Source organism: Vibrio sp. D404a (assembly GCF_030248535.1).
GTDB lineage: Bacteria > Pseudomonadota > Gammaproteobacteria > Enterobacterales > Vibrionaceae > Vibrio.
Genome location: NZ_JAHGAJ010000022.1, coordinates 87111 through 99646, shown reverse-complemented (window position 1 = coordinate 99646; position 12536 = coordinate 87111). Strand labels below are relative to the sequence as shown.

The 12536-nt window shown below is 44.6% G+C and carries 9 protein-coding genes; 5 read left to right on the top strand and 4 right to left on the bottom strand.

The features are described from left to right. Window positions 1-178: 178 nt before the first annotated feature. The 4 genes from KI655_RS14295 to KI655_RS14280 all read right to left on the bottom strand — a co-directional run bounded on the left by KI655_RS14295 (window position 179) and on the right by KI655_RS14280 (window position 4033). A complete protein-coding gene (locus KI655_RS14295; RefSeq protein WP_285406200.1) occupies window positions 179-988 on the bottom strand; it encodes a transporter substrate-binding domain-containing protein in 810 nt (269 codons plus the stop codon). Between the two features lie 12 nt (window positions 989-1000). Next, window positions 1001-1798, bottom strand: coding sequence for an amino acid ABC transporter permease (locus KI655_RS14290; protein ID WP_285406198.1), 798 nt, complete (start codon window positions 1796-1798; stop codon window positions 1001-1003). Next, on the bottom strand, window positions 1798-2514 hold the full coding sequence (locus KI655_RS14285; RefSeq protein WP_285406380.1) for an amino acid ABC transporter ATP-binding protein: 717 nt from the start codon (window positions 2512-2514) through the stop codon (window positions 1798-1800). The genes KI655_RS14290 and KI655_RS14285 overlap by 1 nt, the downstream gene beginning before the upstream one ends. Window positions 2515-2884: 370 nt before the next feature. Next, on the bottom strand, window positions 2885-4033 hold the full coding sequence (locus KI655_RS14280) for an iron-containing alcohol dehydrogenase (protein WP_285406197.1): 1149 nt from the start codon (window positions 4031-4033) through the stop codon (window positions 2885-2887). Window positions 4034-4216: 183 nt separating this feature from the next. Here KI655_RS14280 and KI655_RS14275 point away from each other — a divergent pair, with 183 nt between their 5' ends. The 5 genes from KI655_RS14275 to tnaA all read left to right on the top strand — a co-directional run bounded on the left by KI655_RS14275 (window position 4217) and on the right by tnaA (window position 12531). Further along, window positions 4217-5101: an AraC family transcriptional regulator gene (locus KI655_RS14275; protein WP_285406195.1), complete on the top strand. Its 885-nt coding sequence runs from the start codon at window positions 4217-4219 to the stop codon at window positions 5099-5101. 566 nt (window positions 5102-5667) lie between these two features. Further along, complete coding sequence (locus tag KI655_RS14270; RefSeq protein ID WP_285406192.1) at window positions 5668-7284, top strand: polysaccharide lyase 6 family protein; 1617 nt, start codon at window positions 5668-5670, stop codon at window positions 7282-7284. A gap of 270 nt (window positions 7285-7554) precedes the next feature. Next, a complete protein-coding gene (locus KI655_RS14265; protein WP_285406190.1) occupies window positions 7555-8652 on the top strand; it encodes a YcjF family protein in 1098 nt (365 codons plus the stop codon). Beyond that, window positions 8639-10303 (top strand): GTPase family protein, encoded by a 1665-nt coding sequence (locus KI655_RS14260; protein ID WP_285406187.1) that lies wholly within the window; start codon window positions 8639-8641, stop codon window positions 10301-10303. The genes KI655_RS14265 and KI655_RS14260 overlap by 14 nt, the downstream gene beginning before the upstream one ends. 755 nt (window positions 10304-11058) lie before the next feature. Continuing rightward, window positions 11059-12531, top strand: a complete 1473-nt coding sequence (gene tnaA / locus KI655_RS14255; protein WP_285406184.1) for a tryptophanase — start codon at window positions 11059-11061, stop codon at window positions 12529-12531. Window positions 12532-12536: the final 5 nt, after the last annotated feature.

Here is a 12536-nt window from a genome sequence, read left to right as displayed (position 1 = left end):
TGGTAACCTATGTGTAGATTCATACATGATAATTTTTGTTTCGAAGTAGGCTCACAGAACCCACTTTGAAACTCAATTATGTAGCGGCCAGACAACTAACTGGCCGCTGTGTTTGTCTTTCTTAGAGCTTAGAGCTTAGAGCTTAGAGCTTAGAGTTTGCTCAGAGCGCTAATTCTGATTACTGACCTTGAGCGATCTGATCTTGCCAATCTAGCGTTGAGAACCAGTACTCGTAACGCTCTTGTAGCCAGCCATCTTCAGTGCGCGCTTGGATCCATTTGTTGAAGAATTCCGCTTTGTCGGTTTCACCTAGGCGTACAGCAAAGGCCTCGTTACCTTTTGAAAGGCGCTCTGTGAACGGAATAAACAGAGTGTCTGAGTTTTTAATGCTCTCATGTTCAGGTTTTGGGCTCGAAGCAATAACAGCATGCGCGTTACCATTTAGCACTTCTTGGAATGCTTGAGCATCGTCATCGAACTGAAGAACTTTTGCTTTCGGGAAGGTTTCACGAGCAACTTGAACGGTGAATGCACCACGGCGAGCTGCAATTTTTACGCGGCGAGAGTCAAAGTCAGAGATTTGAGAGAAACCTTTCGCCAATTCCTTGTTAGCAGCAAGCTGAACGCCAGAGTGAGAATAAGGTTCTGTGAAAAGAACACTCTTAGCACGCGCTTCAGTGATCGACATACCGCCGATGATCACATCAAACTTTTTAGAAAGCAGAGAAGGAATAATGCCGTCCCAAGCTGTTGGAACAAACTCAACCTTCCAACCTGAATCTTCTGCGAGACGCTTAGCCACATCAATCTCAAAGCCCACAAGATCGCCTTGCTTGTTTCGCATTGCCCACGGAACGAAGGTCGACATGCCCACGCGCAGTGAACCACGATCGTTGATCTTATCGAGGTTTGGTGTTTCAGAAGCCAACGTCGGCAAACTGACGGCTAACGCTAAAAGCGCGGTAATGGCTGATTTAAATAGCTTCATGCTGATATTTCCTTATTGTGTGCGCCAATTAGCTCCGAGCTTATGCTCAAGCCAAGCAGCGATGGCAGAAAGTGAAAGAGTTAACGCAAGATAAATAAGTGCCACAGAGAACCAAATCTCAAACGGCATGGCAGTTTCAGAGACAATGTTACGCGCCTCTGTTGTGAGATCGAAAATCGCCATCACACTCACGATAGAAGAGTTCTTGATTAGAGAAATCACTTCATTGGTCAGCGGTGGCAAAGTTCTTTGGATAACTTGTGGCAGTACCACATCCCAAAAGGTAAACGTCCTAGATAGGCCTAATGATTGCGCCGCCTCGAACTGACCTTTAGCGATGCCGTTTAGGCCTGCACGGAAAATCTCGGCGGTGTAAGCACCTTGAAACAATGCAAGAGCAAGAACCGCCGTACTAAAGCGATCTAACCCTATGACGGGGCCAAATACAAAGTAGAGTAGGTAGATCTGTACTAGAAGTGGTGTGTTACGAATTAACTCAACATAGCCACCTGCTATGGCTCGACCTACGATCGAATTCGAGTTTCGAAGGAGCGCTGTGGTTAAACCAATCAATAAGGTCGCGATGAGAGCTAATAAGGATATCTTGATGGTGACGAACAAGCCTTCAATTAGCTCTGCAGGCCACCATTCACCATCTTCATAGAATGCAATGTAGTCCGGCACTCGCTCCCACTGCCAGCGGTAGCCCATGGCTTGCGCGCCAGAATCTAGAATCCAGCTTACAGCAGCAACGAGCACGATGATCTGCAATAGGGCTGAGAGCGTTGGTTTTAAAATTCGAATGATCATCAATAACTAAGTATCTGGTTTAAGAAGGCTTGAGTACGCTGATGCTTAGGATTTTCAAACAACTCAATCGGCGTGTTGGATTCCACAATTTCACCCTCATCCATGAAAATCACTCGGTCAGCGACTTTCTTAGCAAACCCCATTTCATGGGTAACACACACCATGGTGATGCCTTCCTCAGCCAGCTCAACCATTACGTCGAGTACTTCGTTGATCATTTCAGGATCGAGCGCTGATGTCGGCTCATCAAACAGCAGTAAATCTGGCTTCATGCATAGGGAGCGTGCAATAGCGACGCGCTGTTGTTGTCCACCGGATAATTGAACAGGGTACTTATGTGCCTGCTCTGCGATATGAACGCGCTCTAAATAGTGCATCGCCAAGGCTTCCGCATCAGATTGGCTCATTTTCAATGTTCGAATCGGTGATAAAGTAAGGTTTTCAAGTACAGTAAGGTGTGGAAAGAGGTGGAAGTGCTGAAAAACCATTCCAACTTGACCGGGAGTTTTGAACTTACAAGGTAGTGTTTGGTTGACGACACTGAGTTCACCGGAGTCAAAAGGCTCTAATTGGTTAATACAGCGAATTAGTGTCGATTTACCCGAACCAGAAGGGCCGCAAACCACCACAATTTCACCTTGCTGGATACTCAAATCAATGTCTTTCAGGGCATGGTAATCACCATACCACTTGTTAAGTGACGTAAACTTAACCATCTTCGAAGTTGCGTTCAAATTGAAGTACATCTTTAGTTACGGAATGAATTACCTTAACAATATAGAAATATGATTGCACATAAAATTAAGAGCTTATGAGAATTTCGTTATATCGTTTGGACAAATAAAAAGCAGCGCCCGAAATGGACGCTGCTCCTTGATTACGAAAGAACAAAGCAATGGGTTCAATCTGTTATGAAAAAAGTCGTTTGGAGGCATTGTTTACAAATGACCAAGTGGTTTACTAACCTTTAAGCAATTCACTAACGTTCAAGCGATTTACCAATCATCTAACAGTTTGAAAACCTACCACTTATCTAACGACCTATTTTTCAGACTGAGTAACTCGTTTTGGCTTAGCCTTACATCTTTATTGAATAGCTGATTCTAGAATTTCACGTGTCTTTTCTGGCGTGATAGCTTGGTTCTCACCCAGCTGTACATAACCGTGAGATTCTAGTTGAGCGATAACACTATCAATTGCGTTCTCTTTACTTGCTTCATAGCCGTCGAATTGAGTGGCGACATCTAGGCTGTGGTAAAACGCTTCGATTGCATCAATGGTACGCTCAGCTAAGTCAGCACCTGCGTCAAGACCAAATACGTTGCGACCCATTTGCTCTAGCTTGCCGCGCTTCACTTCAATCTGGTTACGAAGTAGTGAAGGTTGAACAATCGCTAGAGAGCGAGCATGGTCTACATGCCATAGTGCTGTGAATTCGTGGCCAATCATGTGTGTTGCCCAGTCTTGAGGAACACCAGTACCGATCAGACCATTCAGCGCTTGGTTTGCCGTCCACATTAGGTTTGCACGCCATGCGTCGTTATCACGCTCGTCGTATTGCCCACCCAGAACAAGTAGGTTCTTTAGTAGCGTTTCTGCATAGCCGTCTTGTACCATCGCGTCTGTTGGCATAGTGATGTACTGCTCACAAACGTGTACCCAAGCATCGACAAGACCATTGATTAGCTGACGCTCTGGTAGAGACTTCATGACGTCTGGGTCCATGACTGCAAATTTAGGTTGAACTGCAGGGTGCATAAACGCCAGCTTTTCTTGAGTCTCTTTACGGGTGATTACCGCGCCCATGTTTGACTCTGAACCCGTTGCCGGAAGAGTCAAAACTGCGCCGATTGGTGTTGCTTCGGTAACTTGGTGCTTGCCTGCTAGGATATCCCAACCGTCACCGTCGTATTTTGCTGCTGCAGCAACGTATTTCGAACCATCGATTACTGAGCCGCCACCAACGGCGATAATGAATTCAACGTTTTGCTCTTTAACAATGGCAACCGCTTTATCTAGCGTTTCTTTAGTTGGGTTGGCTTCGACACCTGAGAATTCAATCCAAGAGTGATCTTTCAGAGACTCAACAACTTGGTCGTAAACACCGTTCTTTTTGATGGAGCCGCCACCGTAGATAACCAGTACTTTTTTAGAAGTATCAACCGCTTGGCTGATAGCCTTGATTTGGCCTTTACCAAAATGAATAACAGTAGGGTTAACGTAAGTAAATTGCATCATAGTTTCCTTGTGTAAAGCTGAATTTATTATTTGGATTCATTGCTCAATTTCTATATTTGCATATTAGTACACTGAATGGGGTTCATGAAGGACTATTCCTCCAAATAAATTGCCTATTTCTCCAATCTTGTTATTCTCTAATCGCTTTCGACTCGTAATTCGCACGGAAAATAACCACTTATGAAGACACTCGCACAGTTACTACAATCTTATGTTGAATATAAAGGTTGGGATGATCTAGAAGGGATCAGAGAAACGGGTATTGAAGGTGTCTGGCTGTACAGAAGTAGTCGTGGTAACCATCGTCAGCCTTTTACCTATCAGTCTGGCATCATCATGCTAGGGCAAGGTAAGAAGAACATCTACATTGGCGAAAGGCCAGTAACCTATGCGGCAGGTGATTATCTGGTTGTTGGTGTACCGATGCCATTGGAGTGCGAAGCATTGCCTGTTGATGGAGAGCCGCTGCTAGGGTTATCGATTGATATTGGTTCACAGCGCTTACATACCTTAGTCAAAAAGCTTGAAGACCAAGGCTTTCTTGAGAGTTACTGCAATAAGGATAAACAGAATGCGAGCGGCCTAGAATCAACACCAATGGAAGAGCCGATGCTAGAAAGCTTTAAGCGATTGGTAAAAATGCTCCATTGCGACATCGAAGCGAACATTTTAGGCGAGGCGATTGTGACTGAAATTGTCTATCGAGCGCTGACTGGCTCAGAAGGGCGTGTTCTTTTTGACCTCGCACATCATGATGGGCACTATGCGCGCGTAGCAAAAGCCTTATCAAAGGTACACGAAGAGTACGATCAAACCATTACGGTTCAATCACTGGCTGAAGAAGCAAACATGAGCGTGTCTGCGTTTCACAGCGCTTTTCGTAGCGTTACCTTTGAATCACCCCTTCAATACCTAAAGAAAGTGCGACTCAACAAAGCCAAAGAGCTGATTCAACTTGAAGGGTTGCGAATCAGTGATGCCGCGCGTCGAGTGGGTTATTCAAGTCCATCTCAATTTAGTCGTGAGTTCAAGCGCCACTTCAATACCACACCAAGAGCGGTGTAAATCGTCGCATAATTCCATTTCCCTCTATGCTTGTCTCCAATCAGGAGTGATTTCCCCATGAAGCTCGGCTGGAAATGAATACCTGATATGGAAAAACCGCCCAAATTTGTAATACAAGTTTGGGCGGAATGTGGTTTTCCTAGATCACGTTAAGACAGGTTGTTTACCGACTTGTCTTTGCTCTTTCCTTTTAATTTATGAGTGAACATTGAACGCTGGTTTAATTGCTTTCTGATCTGACTTCTCTCTACTGCAACTCATCTCAAGTGTAGGCAAAGCATTGGTCTGAATGAAAGGAAATGTTTATCGATGGGCGTAATTATTGAGATTTTGCATATCAAATCATCCATTCAGTTAGGCGGTTTCTGTTGCCAATAATTCAACTCTAAAACTGCAAGATCGCTGTCACGCATTTAAATTATTGTAGTACAAATCAGCTCGTCATCTATCTATATTGTTCTCAAAAAGAAGCAGCAATAAATAGCCACAAGAGCAGTGTAAATAGAACGACCACCCATTTAGGTGGCGGTTAATTTGATAATCCATTATTTAATGTGAGAAGTAAGATGAAGAAAAAACTGATTTCGGTAAGCATTGTTAGCGCGTTTACGTTAGCTTTCGCGACGGGCTGTACAACTCAAGACAACTCAGCTCCAGAGGTTACAGCGGTTGAGCAAGCGACGCCTGCAATTAGTGATATCGATCGCAGCTACCTTTTAAGCAGCGACCGTTTAACTGAGATTGATGGCGACACGTTAGCAGTGGCCTCTGAAGAGCAAGTCGCTGCTCTGAAGGCGCAATTTGAAAACCTACAAGATGGCGACGAAGTGGTTATCCCTAACGGTAAATACGCCAACTTGGGTCAAGTGACGATCACAGCAAACGACATTACTATCAGATCGGAGCAAGCGGGCTCTGCGTGGCTTACAGGTTTGATTCAATTCGAGTTAAAGGGTGACGACATTACGCTCGATGGCTTAGTGTTTACTGAAGGTGGTCCAAACGAGCGCTTCGGTGCAGTTCGTATGATGGGTAACGGCAATACGCTTCAAAACTCGACCTTCTACTACTTCAACCACGACTACACTTACGAGCCAGATGAGCGCCGCTCTGAGTACCCTAAGTACCTATGGGTTTCACTGTGGGGCAAAGACGGTAAAGTGATCAACAACCGTTTCGAAGGTAAGCAAAAGCGCGGTACCTTGATCGGTGTCCAAAAAGACGATACGTCAGATAACCACCTGATCGCGAACAACATCTTTATGGATCAAAAGCCAAACCAGTTTAATGAGTTCGATATCAAAGAAGCGATTCGCTACAACGGTAACAGCTGGGAAGCGATTCGTATTGGTGATTCAAAATCTTCACAGTGGGATTCAAGCTCGAAATTTGTCAATAACCTGATGATCGACATGGATGGTGAGCGTGAGCTTATCTCGATTAAATCGGGCGACAACACCATTGCAGGCAATACTATCTTCCAAAGCGCAGCGTTGATTTCACTGCGTCACGGTAAAGGCAACACAGTTGAGAACAACATGATTTTGGGTAACGAGAAGCGCCTAACGGGTGGTGTTCGTATCTACGATGAAGATCATGTGATTCGCAACAACTACATCGCGAATACGCGTGGTCGTGATGGTGTGATTGAAGGCAATGCGGACTTGCGTGGTGGTATTGTAATTAATACTGGCATTATTGATGTTGCGAACGGCGAGCAGCTTGATCAATCAGTGAAGGGCAAAGAGCTTAACAAGCAGTGGACTCCGAAAAATATCACGATTGAGAACAACTCTCTGGTCGACACTGAGTGGGGCATTGTTTACGGCAATCAAAGTCACCGCGTGAGCCTATTTAACAACGCAGAAGTAGAAGGCATCTATGCGGGTGTTGATATCGCGTTTAATAACAACGTGGTAGATAACTCTAAAACGCCTGAGTTTGTGAGTGTTCGAGCGACACAAGACTTCCCATTAGTCGGCGCAACATACAGCGATGAAACCTATGTTGGACAAGTCACTGAATCTGAACTGATTGGAAGCTACTCGGTTGAGCTACCAAAAGTAACGGTTGAGAATGGCGTTAACGCTTATCAAGGTGAAGGCGCAGATGTCTCTAAGTTAGCCATTGTGACAGCTGAAACCGCTGGTCCAGACTACGTGCTTGAGAACACGACTAAGTAATCTTTCTTTTGAAGGCGTGAACGTTAAATTAACGTCGCGTTAGTAGTCTGAAGACTAGAAACTAAAATAGCCTCAGCAAGGTCAACTTGTTGGGGCTTTCTCGATCTAATGGGGTATTTAGAGTATCTATTAACATAAGTTCATAAAACCGTCGCCTAAGCATTGTAAATCCGCTCTGGTGAACAAACATATAGTAAGAGCGCTAATGCGATTGTATGAATCGTCGCGCTATGTCCCCAATCTCAATACTAAGTGAGAACTAGCCTAACTATGTTTGAGCAGATTAAAGATTTCATCAACCCGAGCAAGAACCCTGACCTTACTCAGGCGCACGAGTATCAACGCAAGCATTTACCGACTTTGTGGTTGTTGGGAAAAACGGGTGCAGGTAAGTCTTCGTTTATTCAAGCGCTCACGGGTGATTCTTCGGTAGAAGTGGGCAATGGTTTTGCGCCATGCACAATGACAGCAATGTCGTACGTGTTTCCCCAAGACAAGCCGATAATGCGCTTTCTTGATACTCGTGGTTTGGGTGAAGCGGACTATGATCCTACAGAGGATCTGAAAGAAATCGGCCATGCGGGGAATGCGTTAGTCGTCGTGATGAAAGCCGATGAACCTGAACAATCGGCTGTGCTGTCTGCTCTGAAACAGATCAAGAAGCAAAACAAGATTAAGCACTTGCTGCTTGTTCACACGGCAGTGTTGTCTTCTAAAGAAATAGATCGCACACGACAAATTCAATTCAACAGTCAACAAATCGAAAAGGTTTGGAGCAAGGGTTTTGAATCTGTGGCGGTTGATTTCGAGACAAATGACGGTGATGTCTATAACCACGACATCTTGTTAGAAAAACTGACCAGCATTCTTCCGGTAATCGGAATGATGGTGCAAAACAAAGAGCATTCAACCCAAGAAGAAGCCAATTTTGACCAAGTTGAAAGTGAAGTGCTTTGGTATTCGGGAAGTGCTGCGGCCAGCGATCTGATTCCGGGTGTAGGCTTAGTGTCCGTGCCTGCCATTCAAGCGAAAATGCTGCATAGCTTAGCCAATCAATATGGGGTGGAGTGGAATAAGCGAATCTTCAGTGAGTTGACGGGGACTCTCGGCAGCAGCTTTGCGTTGCAATACGGAATGAAACTTGGCACTCGACAACTGGTGAAGTTGATTCCTGTGTATGGACAAACGATTGGCGCTGTCGCAGCCGCGGCTATGAGTTTTGGTACCACCTATGGCCTTGGCAGAGCGGCGTGCTACTACTTTTATCATAAGAACAAAGGCGAAGACGTCTCTGATCAAGAATTGCAAGCAATCTATAAAGAATCCCTGAAAAAAGGAAAGGCGGCGTCGGGCTATGAAGAAAATTAGAAACTTATTTCGACTACTTTCTGCGTTGTCGAGTGGTCGTTGGGGCATCGCTCTGATTTCGGCGATTTTCCCGAGCCTTATCATGATGGGCTTTGGTCTGTTTCTAGCGATCAAATATGGCTACCTATTGGAAATGTCGATAGCTATTGCCGTAAGTACTTTGCTATTTACGATTCCGTTATACATCTCTAGTCGCGCTTCTCATCATTCGACCAATAGTAAGCAGTCAGAAAAAACGACAGATGAAGCCAGAGAAGAAACCACAATTGAGCCATCGAATCACAACACCGATGATGCGTTGGTCAAAGCGTCGATTGAATGGTCTCAAGCTGAGCTGTTGATTTGGAATGACTCGAAATATTACGTTCGCCAACAATTAGCTGATGATATTGAGTGGGGTAATCTAGACCAAACTGGTTTGCAGGTACTGGAGTTCGTCGCCAAAAAGTTTGGTAAGAAGTCGCTCGACTTTTCGATTCCAGAGGGACTCAAGCTGTTTGAAGAGGTAAGTCGTCGATACAAAGTGGTGGTAAAAGGGCACATTCCGGGTATTGAATACTTGAAGGTTTCTTACATCAAAGCGGGCTATGAGGCCTATGACAAATATGGGGAATTGGGGCAGAAGATCTTCAAAGCGGCGATTTGGGGCAATCATCTTAAAAACCTCTATTTGAACCCATTGAAGGTTATTTCCGATTTAGGCCGTGAGCAAGCGACGGCCTCGATGACAAAGGGCGTTGTGGATGACATGCAATATGCTGCTAAACAAGCCTTGCTCGACGAAGTGGCAGCTGTTGCGATTGATTTGTACAGTGGTCGTTTCAGTATTGAAGATGAATCGCTGAGAGCCTCAGAGGTTTCAGAAGCTGACGAGAAACGTTTTGCACCTGAATTAGAGCCGGTGAGAATTGTGCTAGTGGGGCAAACCAGTTCTGGTAAATCATCGCTTATCAATGCTCTCAAAGAGGAAATGGTCGCAGAGGTAGACGTCCTACCATCAACGGACAGCTCTACGGTTTATAATGCGTTTGTTGATGACAATGACGTGAGAGTAGTTGATCTTCAAGGGTTGGATGGAAACGCTAAAACCGAAGCTGTGATGCTTAAAGAGATGACTCAAGCTGATGTGGTGTTATGGGTACTTAAAGCGAATCAGTCTGCTCGGGAACTGGATAAGCAGCTTAAAGATAAGTTTGATGCGTTTTATGATGATCCAAAGAACATCTCGCGCAAGCAGCCGATAGTGGTCACCGTCGTTAACCAAGTCGATCAGTTAAAGCCGGTGGAAGAGTGGCAGCCACCTTACGGTTTGGATAATCCAACTTCGGCAAAAGCAAAGATCATTGCTCAGGCTCTCGATTACAACCAAGCGCTTTTGAAACCAGATATAGCATTACCCTTGGCGATTGCACCTGATAAGCCGCAGTTTGGTTTAGAAGCACTGAAGCAAACGCTGATAGAACACATCGCAGACGCCAATAATGTACAAAGAAATCGCCAACGCCTCGAAGCAATCAACAGAGGAACATCGGTTAAGGGGCAATTAAACAAAGCCGTGAAGGCAGGCAAGAAGGTTGCACCGAGTGCTTTAAAAGCGGCCTCACCGAAGTTAGCTGATATGGTGATAAAACAAGTCACTAAGAGAAAGTGAAAGACATAGTCAAAGTAATAATACTCAAGGCGTAATATTGCTTTGGCGAGCGTTCGATTCGTATTTATCTGTACTAAGCTACCTACTGTTCTCCTTTCAACCTTATTCTCAATAAAGAATCAATGAACTAGTGTAATAGTGCGTTAAGTTGTTTTAGTGAGAGTTATATAAACATTTAGATCATAACTGTTTGATTATGAATATTGATCACATTTATACTTTGTTGATCTTTATTTATAGCCTAATTGTACTATATTTATATTTCGGATCATCTTGATTTCAACGTAGGGATATATTGTGAACATGTATCTGAAATGGCAATCAACAACATGGCTAACCTTGTTAGCTTGGTATACTTTAGATCACCAACTCTCGTTCCACCTTTCTTCAGAGTAGTACCCTCTAGGCGTCACACGCCAGCAGAGCACTTGAGCTTTGCCAATCCTGTTAATTTTGTTTCTAAGACATGACGTAACTTGTGCACTAACTATTTTTCATGCACGTGGCGTTTTATTGCTTGGTTATTATCACACCTAGTCATTATTACACTTGGTCATATTAATGGGATCTTAATCAATATCTTATTGATTCAATAATCTATTTCTAGCTATTAATTTGTATTGTGACAATCACGTGTTTGATGATGCATAAATAAATTCAATAGTGACGAATTGTGACATCTAAAATAATGGATTCAGACTTTTATCTAATGCTTGTTCATTGGTGAAAAACTGAATTTGTTGAAAGGTACTATTATGGAAAACTTCAAACATCTACCTGAACCATTTCGCATCCGCGTTGTAGAGCCAGTAAAAAGAACCACCTACGCTTACCGCAAACAAGCTATTGTCGAGGCGGGCATGAACCCGTTTCTGCTGGACAGTGATGACGTGTTCATCGACTTGCTGACAGACAGCGGTACCGGTTCTATCACCCAACGTATGCAAGCGGCGATGTTAATGGGCGATGAAGCTTACAGCGGCAGCCGCAGTTACTATGCACTGTCGAATGCGGTGAAAGACATCTTCGGCTATGAGTTAACCATTCCGACTCACCAAGGTCGCGGCGCAGAACAGATTTACATTCCGGTACTGATTAAAAAGCGCGAGATGGAGAAAGGGCTGAATCGCAGCAAAATGGTCGCCTTGTCGAATTACTTCTTCGACACCACCCAAGGCCATACGCAAGTGAACTGTTGCGTGGCGAAGAACGTCTACACCAAAGAAGCGTTCGATACCTCTGTGAATGCTGATTTTAAAGGTAACTTCGATATCGAAAAGCTAGAACAAGCGATTCTAGAAGCCGGCGCAGCCAATGTCCCTTACATCGTGAGTACCATTACCTGTAACTCGGCTGGTGGGCAGCCTGTCTCTATTGCCAACCTGAAAGCTGTGTATGAAATCGCGCAGAAATACGATATTCCGGTGATTATGGACTCTGCACGTTACGCGGAAAATGCTTATTTTATACAGCAACGTGAACCGGGTTATCAAGATTGGACTATTGAGCAAATTACTCGTGAATCCTATAAATACGCAGACGGCTTAGCCATGTCCGCTAAGAAAGACTCGATGGTACAAATGGGTGGTTTGTTGTGCTTTAAAGATGACTCCTTCATGGATGTGTACACAGAGTGTCGCACCTTGTGTGTCGTGCAAGAGGGCTTCCCAACTTATGGTGGCTTAGAGGGCGGGGCAATGGAGCGTCTTGCGGTTGGTCTATACGACGGCATGCGTCAAGATTGGTTGGAGTACCGCATTGGTCAAGTTCAATATCTTGTTGATGGGTTAGAAGCCATCGGTGTTGTGTGCCAACAAGCGGGTGGTCATGCTGCGTTTGTCGATGCAGGCAAATTGCTCCCACATATTCCTGCTGGTCAGTTTCCAGCTCATGCGTTAGCTTGCGAACTGTACAAAGTAGCGGGTATCAGAGCGGTTGAGATCGGCTCATTGTTGCAAGGCCGTGATCCAGTAACAGGCGAACAGCATCCATGTCCTGCTGAGTTGTTACGCTTGACCATACCACGCGCTACTTACACGCAAACACATATGGATTTCATTATTGAAGCGTTTGAGAAAGTAAAAGCGAACGCAAGCAAGGTGAAAGGTCTCGATTTTACCTATGAACCGCCGGTGCTAAGACACTTTACCGCGCGTTTAAAAGAGGTTGAAACACATGAGACTCAACCTGAAAAAAAGAGTCAACAAGAGCTCGAAGAAGCATTTTAAAAAAT

Coding starts and splice junctions, on each gene's coding strand:
- KI655_RS14290 (WP_285406198.1), bottom strand. CDS start 1,798: ATGATCATTCGAATTTTAAAACCAACGCTCTCAGCCCTATTGCAGATC.
- KI655_RS14260 (WP_285406187.1), top strand. CDS start 8,639: ATGAAGAAAATTAGAAACTTATTTCGACTACTTTCTGCGTTGTCGAGT.
- tnaA (WP_285406184.1), top strand. CDS start 11,059: ATGGAAAACTTCAAACATCTACCTGAACCATTTCGCATCCGCGTTGTA.
- KI655_RS14275 (WP_285406195.1), top strand. CDS start 4,217: ATGAAGACACTCGCACAGTTACTACAATCTTATGTTGAATATAAAGGT.
- KI655_RS14265 (WP_285406190.1), top strand. CDS start 7,555: ATGTTTGAGCAGATTAAAGATTTCATCAACCCGAGCAAGAACCCTGAC.
- KI655_RS14270 (WP_285406192.1), top strand. CDS start 5,668: ATGAAGAAAAAACTGATTTCGGTAAGCATTGTTAGCGCGTTTACGTTA.
- KI655_RS14280 (WP_285406197.1), bottom strand. CDS start 4,033: ATGCAATTTACTTACGTTAACCCTACTGTTATTCATTTTGGTAAAGGC.
- KI655_RS14295 (WP_285406200.1), bottom strand. CDS start 988: ATGAAGCTATTTAAATCAGCCATTACCGCGCTTTTAGCGTTAGCCGTC.
- KI655_RS14285 (WP_285406380.1), bottom strand. CDS start 2,514: ATGGTTAAGTTTACGTCACTTAACAAGTGGTATGGTGATTACCATGCC.